Annotated in this window: 13 protein-coding genes; 9 read left to right on the top strand and 4 right to left on the bottom strand. The window is 41.1% G+C overall.

What is annotated here, in order from left to right; genetic code table 11:
* Positions 1-25 precede the first annotated feature (25 nt).
* The 5 genes from HWV58_RS03015 (at position 26) to HWV58_RS02995 (ending at position 8,268) form a co-directional block, all read left to right on the top strand.
* Positions 26-1,186, top strand: coding sequence for a FecR family protein (locus HWV58_RS03015; protein WP_175632640.1), 1,161 nt, complete (start codon positions 26-28; stop codon positions 1,184-1,186).
* Positions 1,187-1,322: 136 nt separating this feature from the next.
* Positions 1,323-4,787, top strand: a complete 3,465-nt coding sequence (locus HWV58_RS03010) for a TonB-dependent receptor (RefSeq protein ID WP_175632639.1) — start codon at positions 1,323-1,325, stop codon at positions 4,785-4,787.
* A 22-nt stretch (positions 4,788-4,809) separates the two neighbouring features.
* Positions 4,810-6,576 carry a RagB/SusD family nutrient uptake outer membrane protein gene (locus tag HWV58_RS03005; protein ID WP_175632638.1) on the top strand — a complete coding sequence of 589 codons (1,767 nt, stop codon included), beginning with the start codon at positions 4,810-4,812 and terminating at the stop codon, positions 6,574-6,576.
* Between the two features lie 182 nt (positions 6,577-6,758).
* Positions 6,759-7,742: a metallophosphoesterase family protein gene (locus HWV58_RS03000; RefSeq protein ID WP_175632637.1), complete on the top strand. Its 984-nt coding sequence runs from the start codon at positions 6,759-6,761 to the stop codon at positions 7,740-7,742.
* Between the two features lie 190 nt (positions 7,743-7,932).
* A complete protein-coding gene (locus HWV58_RS02995; RefSeq protein WP_175632636.1) occupies positions 7,933-8,268 on the top strand; it encodes a hypothetical protein in 336 nt (111 codons plus the stop codon).
* A 351-nt stretch (positions 8,269-8,619) separates the two neighbouring features.
* Here the strand turns inward: HWV58_RS02995 and HWV58_RS02990 are convergent, their stop codons facing one another.
* The 3 genes from HWV58_RS02990 to HWV58_RS02980 form a co-directional block, all read right to left on the bottom strand.
* Positions 8,620-9,183: a hypothetical protein gene (locus HWV58_RS02990; protein WP_175632635.1), complete on the bottom strand. Its 564-nt coding sequence runs from the start codon at positions 9,181-9,183 to the stop codon at positions 8,620-8,622.
* A 615-nt stretch (positions 9,184-9,798) separates the two neighbouring features.
* A complete protein-coding gene (locus HWV58_RS02985; protein ID WP_175632634.1) occupies positions 9,799-10,437 on the bottom strand; it encodes a hypothetical protein in 639 nt (212 codons plus the stop codon).
* 379 nt (positions 10,438-10,816) lie between these two features.
* Entirely contained in the window at positions 10,817-11,377 is a 561-nt protein-coding gene (locus HWV58_RS02980; protein WP_175632633.1) for a hypothetical protein, read from the bottom strand.
* A gap of 525 nt (positions 11,378-11,902) precedes the next feature.
* Between HWV58_RS02980 and HWV58_RS02975 the strand changes: the two genes are divergently transcribed.
* Positions 11,903-13,441 (top strand): P-loop NTPase fold protein, encoded by a 1,539-nt coding sequence (locus HWV58_RS02975; protein WP_175632632.1) that lies wholly within the window; start codon positions 11,903-11,905, stop codon positions 13,439-13,441.
* Between the two features lie 295 nt (positions 13,442-13,736).
* Here HWV58_RS02975 and HWV58_RS02970 read toward each other — a convergent pair whose 3' ends face one another.
* Entirely contained in the window at positions 13,737-15,326 is a 1,590-nt protein-coding gene (locus HWV58_RS02970) for a reverse transcriptase domain-containing protein (protein WP_175632631.1), read from the bottom strand.
* 421 nt (positions 15,327-15,747) lie between these two features.
* Here HWV58_RS02970 and HWV58_RS02965 point away from each other — a divergent pair, with 421 nt between their 5' ends.
* The 3 genes from HWV58_RS02965 to HWV58_RS02955 all read left to right on the top strand — a co-directional run bounded on the left by HWV58_RS02965 (position 15,748) and on the right by HWV58_RS02955 (position 20,413).
* Positions 15,748-16,878, top strand: coding sequence for a hypothetical protein (locus HWV58_RS02965; RefSeq protein ID WP_175632630.1), 1,131 nt, complete (start codon positions 15,748-15,750; stop codon positions 16,876-16,878).
* Between the two features lie 93 nt (positions 16,879-16,971).
* The gene (locus tag HWV58_RS02960; protein WP_175632629.1) at positions 16,972-18,750 is read left to right on the top strand and encodes a DUF6119 family protein; all 1,779 of its coding nucleotides are present in this window, start codon (positions 16,972-16,974) and stop codon (positions 18,748-18,750) included.
* 151 nt (positions 18,751-18,901) lie between these two features.
* Positions 18,902-20,413: an FRG domain-containing protein gene (locus HWV58_RS02955; protein ID WP_175632628.1), complete on the top strand. Its 1,512-nt coding sequence runs from the start codon at positions 18,902-18,904 to the stop codon at positions 20,411-20,413.
* Positions 20,414-20,705 lie beyond the last annotated feature (292 nt).

Raw genomic sequence — 20,705 nt, 5'->3', positions numbered from 1 at the left:
TTGCCTGTGCTTCGAGTACATTAATATGAGCCCGAAAGAGTTTGATCAGCACCTGCTTGAATTATTAACGAAGTTTAAGAACGGAGAAGCAACAGCAGCCGAAATCCGCGAAATAGATCTTTGGTATGAAAACCAGGCATCGAACAGCGGATATACGGATATGATGCCATCTGATGAGCGCTTTGAAGCTAAACAAAAGATATTGCAACGCATCAATACCAGCATACATCAGGAAGCAAAGGTTATCAAAATTAGTCCCTATAAAAAATTAAAACCCTATGCCATTGCTGCAAGTCTGCTGTTTGCAATAGGGGTTGCATTCTATTTTAAGCCGGCCAGAAAAAGTAAAGCAGAGCATAATCTGGTTATCGTAAATGATATTGCTCCCGGAAACAACAAGGCAACCCTAACACTTGCCAACGGTAAAAGAATAAGTTTAGCCAATTTAAGCAATGGCGAGATTGCCAGTCAATCCGGAATCAGAATTTCTAAAACCGATAATGGCCAGTTGGTTTACGAAAGTGTTGCAAATACAGCAGTTAGCGGTAAAGCCGAATTTAATACCATAGAAGTGCCGGTTGGAGGCCAGTGGCAGGTAATTCTTCCCGACCGTTCCAAAGTTTGGCTCAATGCACTGTCGAGCATTACCTATCCGCTACATTTTAGCGGGAAGGAAAGAAATGTAAAAATCTCGGGCGAGGCCTATTTCGAAGTGGCGCACAATTCCAAAATGCCATTTAAAGTGCAAAGCGGGCAACAAACCGTAGAAGTATTGGGCACACATTTCAATGTTATGGCCTATGCAGATGAGCAGCTCATTAAAACAACACTGATGGAAGGCTCGGTAAAGGTTTACGAAGGAAAAGAGAGCAAATTACTGGTTCCGGGCGAACAGGCGCAGGTTGGTAGTGGTAAAATTACGGTCACCAAAAACATTGATGTAGAAGATGTAGTGGCATGGAAAAACGGTTACTTCAAATTTGATGAAAACCTCGAATCGATCATGGCAAAAGTGGCGAGGTGGTATAATGTAGAAATTGTATATCAGGTTAAGCCCGATCCGGGCATTGTTTACGCAGGTAAAGTTTCGCGGACTAAAAATATATCTTCCTTATTGAAAATTATAGAATTTGATGGTGATGTGCATTTTAAAATCGACGGAAGGAGGGTAATTGTAATGAAATAGGGATGCTGATCTGGTAAACCCAAAAAATGGCCAAAGGTGTTAGCGCACCTCCGGCCGGATGTTGAGTTTACCCATTCCGGTAAGCCGGAATAAAATTTAAACCAAGTATTAAACTGAAACCCAACAATTCAAATTTATGAATTTAAACTTACATAAAAAGTGTGGTGGTAACCGCCATGCGCTTTACAAATTTCTGCTGGTGATGAAAATAATTACATTTTTATTGATAGTAACCATAATGCAGGTTAGTGCGAGCTCATTCGCCCAAAAAATAACGCTCAATAGAGCTAATGCACCTTTATCGTCGATTATCGATGAGATAAGAAATCAAAGTAACTACGATTTTTTTTATAATAAGAAGGTATTAAAGTTAGCCAAATCAGTTACGATAAATGTAAAGAATGCTTCGCTTGAAGAGGTACTGGCAATCTGTTTTAAAGACCAGTCTCTGGAGTATTTGATTAGTGATAAAACTGTGCTGATTAAGAGCCGGGAAATATTACCGAATTTATTTAATCCCTTCCAGGTAGCAGCCGAAAAGATAAACGGAAAGGTAATTGATGAAAAAGGTCAGCCAGTTCCTGGCGCTACGGTTAAGGTAAAAGGAGGAAATAAGGTTACCAGCGCAGATATATCTGGTAATTTCGTAATCGAAGCCAACCAGGGAGATATTCTTGTGATCAGTTCGGTAGGTTTTGTAGTACAGGAAGTTAAAGTGAGCAAAACAAATATCTCAATCGTGTTAAAGGAAAATACCAATGATTTAGAAGAAATGGTGGTTGTGGGCTATGGAACTAAAAAGAAGGTTAATTTAACTGGTTCTATTGATCAGGTAACTGCTAAAGATTTGGACGACAGGCCTGCTACACGTTTAAGCCAGGTTTTACAAGGGCAAATGCCAGGTTTGAATATTACTACAACTACTGCGGGGGGAGCACCTAATGCCACTCAGAATATCAATGTGAGGGGCTTTACTGGCCTCGGTGTATCTGGTGGTCCGCTTGTTGTAATTGATGGTGTACAGGGTGGCGATATTAACTCTATTAATCCTAGCGATATAGAAAGTGTAACGATTCTGAAAGATGCTGCCTCTGCCGCTATTTATGGATCGAGCGCACCATATGGGGTGCTGTTAATTACCACCAAGAAAGGTAAGCAAGGCCCACCCGCTATTTCTTATAGCAACAATTTAGCATTTGCAACGCCCATCAACCTTCCTAAAATGATGAATTCGCTTGATTTTGCCAACATCTACAATGAGGCTTATGCAAATGCCGGACGTGGCGTTGCTTTTAATGATGAAGTATTAAAAAGGATGAGGGATTACCAGGCCGGAGCGCTTAGCACCGAAACGATTGCCAGTAAAACCACTACCGATTGGTGGGGAAGTTGGTTTGAAGCCAATAGTAACCACGATTGGTTTAAAGAATATTTTAAGGATGTTTCAAGTGCACAGCAACATAACCTATCTGTAACTGGAGGTGGTAACTCATCTGATTATTATATCGGTTTGGGCTATAATGATAAAAACGGTATGTACAACTTTGGAGAAGATAGCTATAAACGCTACAACATCAGGGCAAACTTTAATAACGAAATTAATAAATGGCTGGGCTTTAGCTTACGCACTGCTTTGGCCAGATCCAATTTCAATACGCCAAATACCGTTTCTGCGCGTACAGGCGGTAACTATATGCACCAAATTGCACGTAAGTTTCCAAACCTGGCTTTGTTCAACCCAACAGGTGAATACAATGAGGCAAATGATATTATTTTGCACAAAAATGGTGGACGAAATATCGACGACCGGAATGATGTAGTAACTACCGGCGAATTGAGAATTTCTCCGCTAAACGGGTTAAAAATAACAGCAAACTATACTTTCGATGGAATTTTCTCCAATCAGTCGGCTCATTTAAAAACACTCTTTACCACACTCCCCAGTAACAACCTGGGAACCATAAGCGGTACATCGCCAAATTCTTACTCACTTACCAATACCCGTACCATCCACCATATCGTTAATGCCTTTGCAAATTATGAAAAGAAGCTTGGCGATCATAATTTAGGATTAACAGGTGGTTATGTTAAGGAGCTAACCAATTACAATACCACCAGCGGTTCAAACACCAACCTTTATTCTGATAATATCCCATCGTTAAGCTTAACCTATGGTGCCAATGCAGCTGCGAGCGATGGCGCAAGGCAACTGGCAGTTGAAGGTGTTTTCGGAAGGTTTAGCTATGCCTATCAGGATAAATATATGCTCGAAATTAACGGACGCTACGATGGCACTTCGCGGTTTTTGGAAGGTGTGAGATGGAAGTTCTATCCTGGTATTTCGGCAGGTTGGAATATCGACAGAGAAAAATTCTGGCAGCCCTTTTCGAAAGTGGTAAACGCTTTAAAATTGAGGGTTAATTATGGTAGTCAGGCCGACCAGCAGTTTTTAGATGTAAACGGCGCAAACTGGTATCCATTTTATCCGAGCTTAGGAACTACCAGGCCAACGTCTACTTCGTGGTTTTTTGGAACTGCACGGGAAGCATCCGTATCAGCACCGCCATTGGTTAATACCGATTTAACCTGGGTTACCACCACTACTTATGGTGTAGGGCTTGATGCTGCCTTTTTCCGTAACAGATTGAATGCTACATTTGAATGGTACAAACGCGAAGCAAAAGACTTTGCAGGGCCGAGTGCCCCACTGCCTACTGTACTGGGCGCAACTGTACCTACAGCAAATAACGCAGCCATTCAAACCAAAGGATTTGAGGTTTCAGTTAAATGGAACGATAAAATCGGTGATTTTAGCTATGGCATTAAAGCTACTCTGGCTGATTACCGCGGAAAAGTAACTGAGTATCCAAATCCTAACAGATTAATTAGCGATTGGTATACAGGAGAAGTAATGGGTAATATTTATGGTTATACGGCTAATGGCCTTTACACAACTGATAATGTGGGTACCGCTATTCCTACACCAGCCTTCTGGAATGGAAGATGGCAAGCGGGTGATGTGAAATACGAAGATTTAGATGGAGATGGCAAGATAACTCTTGGTCCGAATACGGCCGAAAATATGGGGGATAGAAGCGTAATTGGTAATTCTACCCCCAGATATCAATATGGTGCTACCCTTGAGTTTGGATGGAAATCATTTGATTTTAGTGCTTTTTTACAAGGGATAGCTAAGCGGGATGTTTTTATTGGTTCTAATTATTTTTGGGGTATCCAAAGCAGCGAATTTCAAAGTTCTCCGTTTACAGTACATGCAAACAGGTGGTCGCCTGCTAACCAGAACGGATATTTCCCCAGATATTACATGAGTGATGAGGTAAATAAAAATTATCAGATATCAACCCGTTACTTACAAAATGCGGCCTATATGCGCATCAAAAACGTTCAGCTGGGCTATACTTTGCCTCCGTCTATTGCTTCGAAAGTATTTTTAAAGCGGGCACGATTATACGTAAGCGTAGAAAACCTGGCCACATTTACTGATTTGATCAAAACAATGGATCCCGAACTCTCATTGAGTGATGCAAAGATCTATCCGCTGCAACGCACTTATTCATTTGGTATAAATCTCACCCTTTAGTTCACGGTTAATAAAAAATAACATGAGATTGTTTAAGAAAATAAATATACTATCGGCATTCATTGTAATGCTGATTTTATCGGCATGTAAAAAAGACTTTTTGGATAGGGCACCACTTACAAATATCAGTGATGCTGAATACTGGAAAACCACAAACGATTTACAGTTGTATTGCAATAACTTCTATGCTACCTTTCCTGCATATACTGGTTTTGGATCAATCGGGAATTTTACCGATGATGCCGACCAGGGAAGCGATAATATGATTGCCGAACAGGTAAATAATACTATAAATGGTAATCGTACGGTACCTGCTTCGGGCGGTGGCTGGGACTGGAACCAGCTAAAAAATGTTAACTATTTCTTAGCCAATTACCAAAAAGTAAATGCACCATTCGATCTGGTAAAACCATATGTTGGCGAAGCATTGTTTTTCAGGGCGCAGTTCTATTTCGATAAACTGAAAACTTTTGGTGCAGTGCCATGGATCAATAAACCAATACTTTCTTTGGATGATCCGACTTTGTTTGCCGCCCGATTGCCTAGAAATATTGTTGCCGATTCTATTATAAGTGATTTGGATAAGGCCATATCTTATCTGCCATCTAAAGGATCGGCTAAAGCATCGCGCATCAATAAGGAAGTTGCTATGCTTTATCTGTCGAGGATTGCATTGTTTGAAGGTACCTGGGAGAAATACCACTCAGGCACCGCTTTTGGTGTTGCAGGTTCAAACGGCGCTAAGTTTCTTCAAAAGGCCGCAGATGTTGCAGGCACACTGGTTTCTGCTAATGTTTATAGTTTAGATAATGCTGTGGCAAGCCAAACCAATTACTGGAACCTGTTTAACCAAACCGATTATGCCGGTAGCCGCGAGGTAATGTTATGGCGCAGGTACGAAGTTGGTGTTATTTCTCATAACTGGCACAGGTACAGCAATGGCGGGGCAGGAAGGGGAATAACCAAAAACCTGGTTGATGATTATTTGTGTGCCGATGGTTTACCTAAAACGCTAAGTACGTTATATCAGGGAGATAATACTTTGGTTAATGTAGCCAAAAACAGAGATCCAAGGTTGCAGCAAACTATTTATGTAAACGACGGACAGCACTTTATTTCTACCAATCTGCCAAATGGACAGGCAAACGTTGTGTTTAATGCTCCGGCTTTGCTGGGAGGCGGTACACAATCTAACACCACAGGCTACCAGCTCTATAAAGGGCATAATGCAAATTACGCACAGCAAGTTGTGGCAGAAGTGGGTACAACAGGCTTAATTTTATTCAGATATGCAGAGGCACTTTTAAATTTAGCCGAAGCCAAAGCAGAGTTGGGATCCCTTTCGCAAACGGATGTAGATTTGACCATTAATAAACTAAGAACTAGGGCAGGTATGCCACCGTTGGTAATTGCAGCAATTGCTACCGATCCAAATTGGATTTTCCCAATGCTAAGTCCCGTTATAAATGAAGTTAGGCGCGAAAGAAGGGTTGAACTGGCCTGCGAAGGATACAGGAGGGATGATATTTACCGTTGGGCAGCAGCCGATGAGTTACTCGTAGGCTGGAAGCCAAAAGGTGCAAAAAAAGCACAGTTTGCCGGAGCTATAGATGCAGGTACACTGGCCAAATATCCTGAAGATGCCAATGGCTACATCGAATGGTTTAAAAGTAACACCGCCTTAACAACCGGTTACCGGTTTAACATCGATAGAGATTATTTATCGCCATTACCAACCAATCAGTTAACATTAAATCCGGCATTGAAACCACAGAATCCGGGCTGGTAAATCAAAAATCAGATATTTTTCCATTTCGTTAAATAACTGTCCAGATAAAAACCGATAGTTTCAGAACTATCGGTTTTTTTGAAATACCCGATTGGCTTACAGTTATGTTATTTCTACCAATCAATAAAGAGAGGCTTAGCTGTTCTTTAACACCCTATTCAACGCTTATTAAACAACATGCAATGATAAAAAAATTAAACAGAAGACAATTTATCCGCGGTATGACGGCCGCTGGTATTGTGCTGCAAATTCCGGGTACCGTGCTTGGTCTGTTTCCATCAAAAACAAAAGCAATTAAAGCTGGGATTATTACCGATCTGCATCACGATTTAATACCTACCGGTGAAGAGCGCCTGCAAGCCTTTTTGGCCCATGCCAAAAAGAACCAGGCTGATTTAATTATGCAAATGGGCGATTTTGCTTTACCAAAGGATAGCAATAAATTCCTTATCGATCAATTCAATAATGCACACCCTGTGGCTTTACATGTAATTGGTAACCATGATACCGATTCGGGACATACCAAAGCGCAATGTCTCGAATACTTTAAAATGCCTGCCAGATACTACACCAGGGAAGTTAACGGGGTATGTTTTATTGTTTTAGATGGAAACGATAAAGGCTCGCCAACCCATAAGGGTGGTTACCCGGCTTATATTAACGATGAGCAAAAATTGTGGCTGCAACAGCAACTTAAAGAAATTAACAAACCTGTTGTTATTGTTAGCCATCAACCACTAGCTGGAGAATATGCTGTAGATAATGCTGCAGAGATTCAGGATCTGTTAAGTACCTATTCAGAGAAGATATTGTTGGCGATAAACGGGCATACCCATATAGATTGCCAGCTTTTTATAAAGAATATAAATTATGTTCACATTAACTCAGCATCTTATTTCTGGGTTGGCAGCGAATATAAACATGATAGTTACCCGCCAGAAATTCACCAAAAATATAAGTGGCTATCCAGCACCTGCCCTTACAAAGATCCCTTATTCACCATGTTGACTATCGATCCGGAAGCAGGGATTATGCACATCGAAGGGCGAAAAAGTACCTGGGTTGGCCAGTCGCCAGAGCAGTTAAAATATGGGGCACAGCCAGGAATTAAGCCGGGTAAAGAAATTGTGCCGTTTATCAGAAAAAGAAAGATAAGCTGTGCTTAAAAAGCGGTGTGTTAACAGACTATTCAATTATGTTGCTTCAAACCGATAAAATTAAATGATGAAAGCAAGCGGATAGATTTTTAAATAAGAAGTGCAAGTAACGGGAGCCTGCGGCCGATCTGTTGAAAAGGATAGAGAAAAAGCAGCTCCCTTACTATTAAGATTACCTCACAAATTGCCCTGTAGTTCTGTGAAAGCCATAAGCAATCATGCAGAACCTGTTTTTAATGGTTTGTATGCGCATTGGTTTAGTGCCGTGAAATACGACATGGAAAAGCAATTGCACCATTACCATGATCTGGTTGCACTAACGCATGATGATGAGTTGCACAGCGGTACTGCTTATACGCAAATTGTTTACCACGAAAAACCTTTTATTGCCCGTAGCTGGCAAACGGCAGTTGTAATGGAGCTGATGCAAACAGCCGGTTTTGAGTATGTGGGCAATAAATGGAATATGGACTGCCGGTTTATGCCATTTAAGAAAGTAAAAAATAAGGATGATATTGATTATTTAGGTGGTTAGTTTTCTAAAAGTGCAAACCATTTTGGATTGTGCTATCATCTGTAATGTTCGATACAATTAATGTAAAGACATCAATGAATCGGTTTAGATTAAGTTGAGTTAAGGCTCAACGCTATTTCATAATCCGTATTCCTCACTGGCGCAAGTCTTAGTGAAAGGAGCAATGTGCTGGATCATTTGTGCATACACCGTAATAATCAATTAAGGTTTTCTAAAAAACATTTTTGCTTCATGTATGTCTTTTCGCTCAAGAGATTGATCAGTATAATATAAAAAGCCAGGTCTTAGCTTTCAATAAGTCCTTTTGAATTGTAGTTCCCTTTACAAAATGTATTAAATAATCGCCGTAACTTAATAAGGTTTATGATTAGTCACAGTTGGTTCTTTATCCTTTTGATTGATTACATGGATGACACGGGGATCGATAAAAATGTATTCTTGCGATTTGTCTTCTTTTATAAAAGAAAATGATTTACTGAGAATATTTGCTGCAGTTTCGATATTGATTAGCGCAACGTTCCCTTGCCGATTATATTTGCTAATTGCTGTGGGAGATGTATTGTATATTATAACAGGGATTATCAGATTAACTTTTTTTCTGTTTTTCATCAGGGCCCTATAATTAATAGAATAGAAATCTTTATATTCAGGGAATATTTTATAAAACAAATTATCATTTACTGTAATCTGTTTTATCCTCGCTTTGCCAGTCTCATTTTTGATGATATTTAGCTTAAGGTTAAAAGAATATAAGGCTAAGCTATCCTTTAATGCAGATTGTGATTTATCATTTCTAAGTACCTTATGGATTTTACGTTCCCATTCTGGTATAGAAGATGATTTTTGAGCATTTGATAATACAGGGATTAATCCTGCAATTAGAATCGGCAATAATTTTTTGAAATAGTTTTTCATATCGTAGTAGATAATATTTAGTTCTCCTGACCACATTTCGTCCCTTTTGCACCAGGGTTTTTGGGTTCGTAACGTCTCTTTCCTGTTTATTTATATTGTTTTCTGCGGGGGTAAGGCTTATAATCCAAGTTTTGGCTATAGCTATATCTATATCGAATGCTGGATTGCAGGCGAGTATTGCGTCCTTTATGCCTCTTAGAAATTTATGATACCCCATTGGCCAATGGTACTGATCCTGCTCAAGTAAAAGCCTGCCGCCATTTACTTCGATACCAAGAAATTGTCGTTCAAACTCTCCAGGTTGATTAGCTAAGGTCCGTTTTTTTCTGCAAAATAGGCTTGTAGGTCTTCGTGATACAATGTAACAAGAATATACTCTTTTGTAGATTTGTTTAAAATATCCCGATATATGCCAATCTGATAGGTCTTAGTGAAAGGAGCAATGTGCTGGATGACTTGTGCGTACACAGGAATAATCAATTAAGGTTTTCTCAAAGAGATTAATTTAACAAAAAGCACAAGTCTGTCCTTCTTGAGGCGATGGCGCTAAGACTTGCGCTAGATAAGTTTCTGTCTCCGGGCGATCAGTTTACAGCCTGGCAGCCGCTGTTTGATTTATTTTTTTGTCGCGGTGTAGTATGCAGTCATTGCTTCCGGATCGGCAACGGTTACCTTTATCAACCTGGCGTTGTAGCTGTGCAACTCAACAGGGTGTTTCATAAACGGACCCCAATAGCAGAAGAAACCTAAATCCCCATCATCCAGCCCTTTCAAATAGGTTTTAGGATTATCGTAATCGGTTATCTTGTAATTTCCAAAAACTATGCGCTGGGCTTTTGTCTTGTCTTCAAATTGTTCACTCACCATCCCCCATACATTAAAGAAAAGTGATTCTGCAGTTTGTATTTTCCTTGCATCGCTAAACGTTGCCCATTTTTCTGGCGTATAGCCGTAGTACATATTTACCTTAAACACTTCCTTACCCTTTCCATGGATGATTTCCACTATAGTCTGGATCGTATCGCTGGTTATTTCATAAGTTGAATTTTGCAACCAGTCATCGCTTTTAGCAATCGTCCAGTTGATCTTTTTGTAACCTACACCGAGTAGTTTTTTAGTGTGCGTATCAAAGTCTTTGTAATGGCTCAAATGCAGGTTAAGCTTATCAACATCTGGTGTAACAGGCTTTTGGGCAAACACGCTTGAACTGATGATTAACAGGAATAAGGCCTGGAGCAAAAAATTAGTTTTCATGAAAAGTCGTTTGGTTGATCTAAAATACAGCATATTTAACCAATCAGAAAAATATTGCTAAAAATGTCGATGGATTGCTCAGATCAATGCCTGCTGGAGTTCTACGAATTGACTTATAGAAAATAGTCTCTGACTGGATTTAGCTAAAATCGCCTTAAACAAAAAAAGCCCATCTTTCGATGAGCTTTTTCTCAGTAGGGTTAATCGGCGAGAAATCGACCCGGCATGAACATAGCGAAGCGATTGTTAATTTTGATAAAGCATTGAAGAATAAGATTGAGGGGCAGTATAGAATAAGAAATTATTGTAAGTGTTTTAATAGATCGGTTTGATGACAAGCTATAGTAAGACGAGACAAAATCTTCAAATAGAGGTTTAATTAACTGATATAGTCATTCAATATGAACCATTTTACCCATTTTTTACCCGACTTCTTATATACTGTAAGTTCACCTTTTGCACATAGTACACCACAGGTGTAGTTGAAAAAAAATATGCAAATTGAATTATCCCGGATAAAAATCGGTTTTGAAAACGAATAATAACCTTTGCCATATTTCTTATAAAAATCGGCCCAACCACCAACTTGGTCTTTAAGTATCAAATCCAGTTTTTCTTTAGGGAGAAAACAGGATTTTTTTAATAAGTCCTTGTCAACAAACCTTTGATTTAGCTTCCCAATTTCGTTGTAAATACGCTCTTTTTCTACCTTAGTCAATATCAACATTGCTTCACTCTGATTATTCCTTAAGGTATCATGATTGAAAATGGAGAGGAATTCTTTCTCCAGTCCGATAGAAATTGCGTTTGTATAAATGATTGGTTCAAGATGCTTAAAATGTCGCTGTAAAAAAGTGTTAGATAGGCTTTTATTTTGGCCATTCACCGATAGGTGAGAGCCAAAGCAAAAAAGGAGTATTGAGAAGAATATATGTTTCATATGACATTAGGTTTTAGCAGCTAAATATATGATGATTAAAGCGCGCAATTTCTATTTTCAACCTTAAGTTTTATTCCTTTATTAACTCGTCCTGAATTTTATGGGCATAAAAAAAGGAAACAACCATAATATGGTGTTTCCTTAAGTAGAGTCAATCGGCGGAAAATCGAACTTTTATGAACATTGTGAGGCCATAGTAAATTTTGAAAAAGTGGTCAATAACGAGATTGAGGGACAGTATAGAAAAAAGAAATTGTAAGTGTTTTATGGATTGGTTAAACGACAAGCTATAGTAGGACTTCACACACTTTTGTCGAAATACCCAGGTTGGGCGAAGGGATGCAAATTCTATAAAACCACTTAATAACATTTATCACCGGAAATTGCCTAGCTCGCTGCACGCTAATATAGATACAGTGAAAAAAATATAAGGTTCAATCAATTGCCGTTGAGTTCAAAAAAATGTTATCCTTTTTGGTATTTTGCCCTTAGTCAAAATCAAAAAAAGCAGCCAACTCTCTATTTATGTCAAAAATCAGTAACAGACCAGATGATTATTATATCAATACCAGTGAAATCATTGAAGATTTTCATGAACACATTAAGCCGGAACGCAATAAGCGAATCTTATTTTCCGCCCCTTTCGGCGCCGGTAAAACCTATTTTTTAGAACAGTTTTTCAAAAAACAGGATGATTACATTGCCGTTAAACTTTACCCCGTTGATTATAGCGTCTCGAGCAATGAGGATATATTCGAGCTGATCAAACATGACTTGCTCGTATACCTGATGGAAAACTTCATTCCGGAAATTGCGCTTGAAAAGGAAGACGTTGACTTGCTAATCGCAGGGAAACTGTGGTTTGAATCAAAATTAGATATCTTTCCATTTCTTCCGGCTTTAGCAAAATTAGTCCCTGGGTCCGAGGCTCTATCTGAACTCACCGCCGAGCTTACAAATACCTTCAGTCAGATCGTAAAATATAAAGAGGATTTAAGTCAGGATGAATTAGAAGTCATCGTAAAATACCTCGCACAAGAAAAACTCCGCTCTGGCTCTATCAGGGAGATGGACGGAATTACCGGCCGCATCAAAGAGTTTATTCAGCGAATCCGACAAGCAAAACAAGGCAAAGAAATCATCCTGGTCATCGATGATATGGATAGGTTAGACCCCGATCACATCTTCAGACTGTTCAATATCTTTACCGCGCACCACGAGAGCCAGACCGAAGAAAATAAATTTGGCTTTGATAAAGTAATTTTCGTTTGCGACATCGTCAATATCCACCACATATTCGTCCATAAATACGGCCCCTTAGTAGATTTCCAAGGCTATATCAATAAATTCTACTCTACAGCGATCTATAAGTTCGATTTCAGGGAATTTCTGAGTGAAAACCTGGCTAGTTTTTTCATCAAGAATGTCATGACAAATATGGGGCATGATATCCAGGCCTCACCAAACTCTATTGCCAATATCTCAAGCCGTGAGCCCAAGTTTGCCGAGACACTGCAGTACATGATGAAGGGATTGATTACCATCGACTCCATCAAAGTTCGCAACTTTACCAAACTCAGCACTTACGAATACCCCATGGGACAGTTTAGAATCGTAAGCGGCCGTACTTTTTATGACCGCGATTTTCCATTTTTGGTGCTGATACAGGTCTTGAGACAATTTTATCCCCGGATAGAAGATTTACCAGTTGAACTTTTACGGCTATCTAAGGAATTCAAGTCCGATTACGGACAGGCCGAAGAAGACCCCTATGATGATACCAGCGCCAAATTACTGATCAAATGGGCAGTCCCGTTTGTTACAATGGATTATAAGGTGTTAGACAAAATTGACAAGACTGAACATATCCAATTCCAAATTGTTAATGAGCATAACAAACTTGTGAACGGTGAATTATCCCGTTCAGTGGAAGGCAAATATCATATGGGAAAGCTAACGACAAGCTCTTTGGAGGGAAAACTTCACATCAAACGGCCCAACCCATATTGGTATCTTCACCAAGCGCTTCTGAATTGCCTCAAAAACGGAATCGTCCGCGACTAAGAAATCAAATAGGTGCCCCCTGATTGAAAGAATCCGACTGAATGCATTAAACCCGCAATTCCCAATAACGGTTTCCATTTTTGTTAACTTAGCTTTTGTTATAATTTTGGCAAATAAACTATCGGTTATTGAACCAACAGAAAAATGCCCAGTCAGCATTCGGCTTTAACGATGAGATTTGTCGTAATCGAAAATTAAACTGTTGCTAAATCAGTTTATTCTAGCAGTAACGTGTTTGTAAGCCAATCTTGCTTGGTAAACTGTAGGCAGCTTGAGCTTATCTTAGTTCAAACCTCTACAAATTGGATGAAAGTCTTACGTTCTGACGGGCTTTGAACTTTTCTAACTGCAACCTGACGGTCTTCCTAAAAATTGAGCGGTGCCTGCGAAGTTGGCGCAGGATGTGTCGTTGATTCATAATTTCATCAGCACGCCTTGCATAGCTAAAATAATTACTTCTAAATTCCCTTTTATCCACCTCGATTTGATAAACATACTCACCGTTAACATTTCTTTCCAGCCGCTTCAAATTGTGGTGTTTGTAAGATTTCTCGAGGTTAATGTTGGCATATAATCGAAATAACCTTCGTTTGAAAAGTTTATCGGTGAGGTCAGGGTTGGCCGCCGCTGAAAGCATAGCCCGTCTAGTTCTACTTTTCACAGCGAAAACCATTCTCCGATAAAATTTTGCCACATTTGCCGATTTTATCAATGTGCGCACGCCATCAAACTCAAAGCCAAGATAAGTTAACGGAGCACCTACTTTCCATTCACCTTTTTCAATCTTATAACCTTGTATCCGATTTCCGGATGGCCCGAGTTTGGTGTGGTAGAAAAACTCCTCCGTTTTAGGAATGCTTACCTTGACCTTATTGTCTGACAGACTTTTCTCCACAATGTCTTTGACCAATTGCTTTTCCTCGGGCTTACAGATGACAATGATATCATCTGAATATCGGCGGTAATATCCCCCAAGCCCTTCTACGATCTCCTTAAAGATAACCGTATCCGGTTTTAGCAGGTAAAGATTGGCCAAGACGGCACTGATGGGTAAGCCTTGGGGAATTCCGATCATCTCCCCAGCCTCATTTTTAAACTTGTTTTTATGAATACAAAATTTTCCCAGCTTCAATTCATCTCTAAAGGCCCTTGGAGATTCGAAAAAAGCAACGACACCCAGTTTTCTAATTCGGGCAAGCCTCTTTTCATCAAAACCGGAACGGCCACCATGACCGCGGTTTGGCATCCGCAAATCATCCCGATTGATATACGAAAAGCGGGTAGACGCGCGGTAAACGTTATAATGATCTGTTGGCATTGTTGGTTTTTGAAGTAGATCAATCCATGCTTGCTTGAGCATCTTATGGTCAATCGAACTAAAAAAACTCTCGATATCGAACTTCAACACTGTACAACCCTGTAATGCCCGTTTTTCAATCTCCTGAAATACCTCGCTGGCGAAGTGGATGGTCCCTTTATTTTTACCTTTTCGTTTCGGATCCTCAATCCGCCTGTAGGCTGTGACGCAGTCCGAAAGCAAAGGGTTTAGTTGTAACCGTAGCAAATAGTCTTTTTGCAGCAATTCAGCATAGTAACCAAAAACCATCGAATCCATATGCGTTGCATAATGTAGGGGCCGATCTTTGACAGTAGGCTCCCCATTGTGCGAGTGTGCCCTAGAGTCATTTCCGCCATCTTTGGCCCGCTTATACCGGCGCTCAGAAATGATCGTATGTAGTAGCGGGAAAAAGTCATGCTTAGCAACGAAACTAGGATTGCTTACCTTTCCAAGTACCTCGCTTTTGCGGGTATAGACATCGATTTGATTAGTCAAGTGGAGATAACCACGATTCTTGAGCCAGCTTGATTTTTGTTTGATCTTCATAGAAAAAAACTAGGGTACTTTGGCGTCATTCACTGCGCATACACTCAAAATTGAGCAGACCGTCACCCAATTTCTTGAGTCACGCCAAATTTTCCAAATTCAGTAAAGCAAATCACATTAATTCAAGCCATTATGATAACAGCATTTAAATTACGTCAGATTCTTATTACCTTTGTACTATGTTTAACCATCGGAATGCGGACCGCGAGCATGCTCGGAGTCGACATTCCTCCTCTACGGGCAAGAAGTATCGAGACGATATCTCCTTCCTATAAGGGCGGTAATCACAATGTCCAGCCCTGCGTACGCTATTCTGTACCGGTAAGAATGGTCTGTCTCCAGTTGCTACATGTTAAATCCGTACCCTAGTTAGCCCAAAGATATTATATTTGTGTTATAATTTAACATAACGCACTCACACATGTCAACATTTTCCATCGGAAGCATTGTTTCACTACGGACCCACCCATTCCGCGAGGCCTCTACGGGGATAATCATAAGCGGGGAACATTTGATGACGCCACCAACGATGGTTGTTTCTGAGGTAATTAGCAAACAAGAAGACGATGGCGAAGACGCACAGAACCGCTACAAATGCCTTTGGTTTTCCACAAAAAAGAATGAGTTCTCAGAACATTGGTTTTCCGCATCGGAGCTGAGCGCACATCCTCAGTCAGACCAGCGAGAAATAGACCCCATCTTTAAGGGGAGTTTAGTTTCCTTAAAGAACCTACAAATCGAAATGGGAAAACGCCGAAGTTTCCTACAAATTGAGTCAAAGGTGACCGGTGGCAGATCTCAAACGAATTCCATAGCAGCACACATGGTTTTTATCCCGCCAGTGATGTTGGTTTTGCAGGTCAGCGAACACGATCCAAGCAAACTTCCCAAAGGGGTAAGTAAAAAAAACAAGATATTTCCCACAAGGATAGCCAAGTGTAAATATTATAATGCAGCGAGTGAAAAGTATTCCGAAGTTGTCTTACCCATCGAGGCGCTATTGGCACTTCCCATCATTTCAGAAACATTGATTGGAAATTTGGAGCAGGCCATAAAGCAATCCTCTTATTTGTTGATCGGCGATGTTGTCGTAAAACCAATAAATCTGTACTGTAAAAGTGGGTTATATTTCATTACCGCCTTCAACTTCATCACTCTGCAGAATGAAGAAATAGCGCTCGATAAACTCGGAGAGTTCACCCTTATTGCAACACCATTTATCAAAACAGCCCCTGGTTATCTAGTCGAAGAATCAGGCGGACAAAGATTATTGAAGCAAAGCCTGACGGTTGAACAACTGATTAAAGATGAAATAGCGAGCAACGGTCAACATTATCTACAAATCAAATACAGCGACAAGTTTGGAAATCAAACCTATCGGACTATTGACAATTACGAAATATTGCTTGGACCAGATGTAGAAGAGGTTCTCCCAAAAATAAATTATGTCAGGGCTTATTGTAACCTTCGAAAGGCAGTTCGACACTTTCGTATGACCGGAATTTTAGAATCCAGCCTACTCGTGATTCAAGCTCCAAACAGAAGGGTTTAAAAAAAGTCAACCAAGTAAATGATAAATCCATCTTGACTAGATGAAAATACTTTTAGCCGTAATCATGCTAAACTAAAAACAAATTGACGCTCCATGACCCAAAACCCAACCGTTTACCGCATCAATCGCAGACACCGATTGCTCAGGTCCCTAAAGGACAATACCGCCATCATCAAATATATCCTGGCCAGCAATCCACTCAAAAAGCAAACCGTCAGCGAAATCCTGGGCCGACTGACCACCTATGCGACCGAACAACACAAATACTCACTTTTCGTGGACAATGGCCATGAAGCTGAATCGGATTGGAAGGACTTTTTGCCAGAGGACCTCACGATAGACCGCGATTTTTCCCAGCAACTGTTATCTCTCGTACTCTTTGTCGAGACGAGCATTGACTTACTGGCCATCGTTGGAGGAAGCGCCTTTCGCATCATCCTTCCGTATATCGATGAGTCTTACGGACTGAACACCTACAGCCGGATCATGACCAGGGATCAAGATGAGCTCATCTCTATACGCTCCCGCGGCATCACCGGAAATAGGGTGGGCATGAATGAACAGTTTCGAAAAGATTTCCGAATCATGGACTTCATCAGGTTTGGGAAATTTCCGGTGGAGATACAACTCAGACTTTCCAGAGCGACCACAGATACCCATTTCTCCTACCTGAAGACCAAGGTCAACGAACGCATCCAGATCACCGTCAGCAAAGGCTTCAAGGTCAAAAAAGCAATTGACTTCGATGCCCTGGACGATTTGGTGAGCGAACTCAACTACATACAGGAACTAGCGCCGTCAGATTACCTGAGCTCCTATGAAGAGGTCACTGACAGCGGTTTCATCAGGGATCAACTTTATCCCTTACTGATCCAGCAGCTCTACGACGACATCCCGCACATTAACCGCACCGTTGATGAATACCAGCCCCATTTTGAATTTGATTTCTGTGATCCCAACAATATCGAAAAGTTTTACGAGGCGGACTATTACATATTAAAAGCAAAAACGGACGACGGAGGTCATAAACAATTTGGGAGGGCAGAGCACAAAGATGAAATTTACCTCAAAGTGATGCGGCACGCGCTGACACAGGTGGGCGAAAACGATAAATTCAGCCTGATGGTCTTTCTTCAGGGCGTTCGGGTGACCTGTTACCACAACAACAAAAAGAGCGTCGGTTCCGCCTTTCTCTACCATTTCAACGCGGAATTTCACCTCGACCAAACACCCTATTTTCTTATTGATACCAAATGGTTCAAACTGCGTGCAACCTTTGTCAATGAACTGCAGACCGATGCCCTCCATATCTTCAGGGCCAATAAGACCCCAAAGACAATCTTGGATCTGCCATGGGACAAAAAAATCCTGGCCACTGAAAGAGACTACAATCTGAGCTACCAGGGCAGGGCAGGCTATATCGTCATGGACACCTTTACCCCAGATGGCATTGAACTCTGTGACCTTATCCATTATGATAAGGACAATATCTACCTCATCCATGTCAAATATGGTTTCGGAGGACAGATCCGTGAGCTGACCAACCAGATTATCCTATCGGCGCGAAGGCTAAAATTCGATCTGGCCAGCAAAGAAAAAAAGTGGCTGGAGGAAGCGCATGCCCTAGCTGAACGAGCCGGCCATGTCCAGGGCCTATCCTTCGAGGATTTCAAAGGCCTCTTTGTGATAAAGAAAGTAAACTATGTACTTGCATTTTCCTCGCATCTTAAAGATGATTTCTTAGTGGAAGACCAGATTGAACGCTTCAAATCCAATATCGCCAGATTTTCGCTCATCGAATGCTCGAGCGATATGAGGCAAAGCTACTTCGAACTTTACGTCGCCCAGATCAGCCGGAATAGTCCGAGATGATAACAGCAGCCCGAGTCCGTTGAAAGTGGCGACCTGAGAATATTCCAACAGCAAGATCCCAAAACGATCACTGAAAGAAAAGCTTTGGGTTATCAGCCTAATTTTGAAACACCAAAATCAACAACCCCATCAAACCACCAAAATATCTTGAATGAATCTAGATGATATCGCCTTCGATCCTATAGTTACAGAAGTGAACAGCCTAACTGAAGCGTTTGCCTTAGCTGAAAAATGGAAAGCGGAAGGCAAATATCATCTCTTTAGGGGGCAGGCCCAGAACTGGGAAGTCGTTTCCTCACTCCATAGGCTTAATGAAACGCAGTACCTCGCTGCCAGGGACCGAATAACCATGTTATATCATTTCGCTTCCGAAAACAAAGTACTACAAAAGCACCTGAGCAAGGTTGATGAACTTTTTGCCATCGCCCAACATTACGGCCTGCCCACCAACTATATCGACTTTACGACAGTACCAGAGGTAGCCGGTTATTTCGCCACGCACTCTGCCGCTAACCAGCCCGGTCAGCAGGCCTGTATCATTTGCGTAAATTCCCAGGACTTCGCCAGCCTAGTTGAGTTTGCTGAATCCTACTTCAAGAAGATACTCAAAGCCAACGAACTGCGGCCCTGCTTCCTCTCGGTCTCTGTGGCGAACCTCTGGCGGCTAGAAGCCCAGCATGGACAGTTCCTGTACACCCCATTCAAAGGAATCGAAAATTTCTACCAGTTCAACCGGATTCTTTTTCCTTACCAGGAGCCATCGAATGCCATCCAGGACAACGAAATTTATCCCGATAAAAAGAGCGTACTTGAGATGAATCTGGACCATTATTTCGAGGCCGAGCGCAGAAGCAATAACATTACCTTTATCGAATCCCTACTGGCGGCTCAACAGATCAAAATACTTCCGGAGACGGACATGTATGAATATGTAAGCAAAGGAATGCCCAGGCACCGTTCCTGGCAAAGTAAAAAGATAAAAAACTGGCTGGAATCCTCACCAGAAACCTGGTCGAGCTTTAACCGGAAACATATGGTTACCCTGGATATCCGTCTAAGCGACATTCGAGCGCTGAATATCAACAACTACATCACCCAGTTGACCGATGCCATCAACACGCTGAGCGAAAACCGAAACGAAGCATTTTCCATACATGTTACAAGAAACAAGATTCCATTCGCCAAAAAACTGCAGCAGCAAATCGACTTCGGATGCAACCTCATCTGGGACGGTATGCGGTTGCTGCCCTATAGTAGTAAACAGATTGCCACCGCTATCATCCGCTTTGTCTTCATGGCCGCCATTCATTATAAAAATCCTATTTACGACTTCAATCCACTGGTTCCGAGTAAGGTATTGGTCGAAATGACCAATGGGGATGGTGCTCGGGGCAGGGCGCATGTCTGCGGTTATGGGATATTATGGGCAAAGCGCAACTCGATAGCGAAATATATCAAAGAGGGATTGGAGGAAGATATTGATAGCAATCCCGTGGCACTTGTACAACTCATCTATCATCCGCAGTACCTGTTTCGGTTCGAGAAGCTGTGCGAGCTATTTTCAAAAGACGTCATTCCTAGCCAGATGGTACTTGAGCTGGACGCTGAACATCCGACTGTTTATTTCAACCCCGCACACCTCAAGGTATTTGGACTGGCTTAATCTGTTCTAATATAATGGAGACGCTCTGCTGATAAACCCGCTCAAAGGCGGCGCTGAGAAGAATGGGGAAAAAGGATCGAACATTCGTTAACCTATCGGCTAAGAACTAATCTGGAGATTTCGCTAGGAGGGATCAACTCATTCCGGAATTTAAGGTCAGTTTCTTTCGGTAGAGATTGAACAGTCCAATAAACTGATAATTAAGCTATTGAATAAACCAGAATAGATTGACCTCATCCCACCAGAAATATATTTACTGTAAATTATTGCTTGTCTTTGTTTTGTATTTTGG

The organism is Pedobacter ghigonis, assembly GCF_903166585.1.
Classification (GTDB): domain Bacteria; phylum Bacteroidota; class Bacteroidia; order Sphingobacteriales; family Sphingobacteriaceae; genus Pedobacter; species Pedobacter ghigonis.
Note: the sequence above shows the minus strand (reverse complement) of the source record. Positions and strands in the feature narration are given on the sequence as shown.

Coding starts and splice junctions, on each gene's coding strand:
- HWV58_RS03015 (WP_175632640.1), top strand. CDS start 26: ATGAGCCCGAAAGAGTTTGATCAGCACCTGCTTGAATTATTAACGAAG.
- HWV58_RS03010 (WP_175632639.1), top strand. CDS start 1,323: ATGAATTTAAACTTACATAAAAAGTGTGGTGGTAACCGCCATGCGCTT.
- HWV58_RS03005 (WP_175632638.1), top strand. CDS start 4,810: ATGAGATTGTTTAAGAAAATAAATATACTATCGGCATTCATTGTAATG.
- HWV58_RS03000 (WP_175632637.1), top strand. CDS start 6,759: ATGATAAAAAAATTAAACAGAAGACAATTTATCCGCGGTATGACGGCC.
- HWV58_RS02990 (WP_175632635.1), bottom strand. CDS start 9,183: ATGAAAAACTATTTCAAAAAATTATTGCCGATTCTAATTGCAGGATTA.
- HWV58_RS02985 (WP_175632634.1), bottom strand. CDS start 10,437: ATGAAAACTAATTTTTTGCTCCAGGCCTTATTCCTGTTAATCATCAGT.
- HWV58_RS02980 (WP_175632633.1), bottom strand. CDS start 11,377: ATGAAACATATATTCTTCTCAATACTCCTTTTTTGCTTTGGCTCTCAC.
- HWV58_RS02975 (WP_175632632.1), top strand. CDS start 11,903: ATGTCAAAAATCAGTAACAGACCAGATGATTATTATATCAATACCAGT.
- HWV58_RS02970 (WP_175632631.1), bottom strand. CDS start 15,326: ATGAAGATCAAACAAAAATCAAGCTGGCTCAAGAATCGTGGTTATCTC.
- HWV58_RS02965 (WP_175632630.1), top strand. CDS start 15,748: ATGTCAACATTTTCCATCGGAAGCATTGTTTCACTACGGACCCACCCA.
- HWV58_RS02960 (WP_175632629.1), top strand. CDS start 16,972: ATGACCCAAAACCCAACCGTTTACCGCATCAATCGCAGACACCGATTG.
- HWV58_RS02955 (WP_175632628.1), top strand. CDS start 18,902: ATGAATCTAGATGATATCGCCTTCGATCCTATAGTTACAGAAGTGAAC.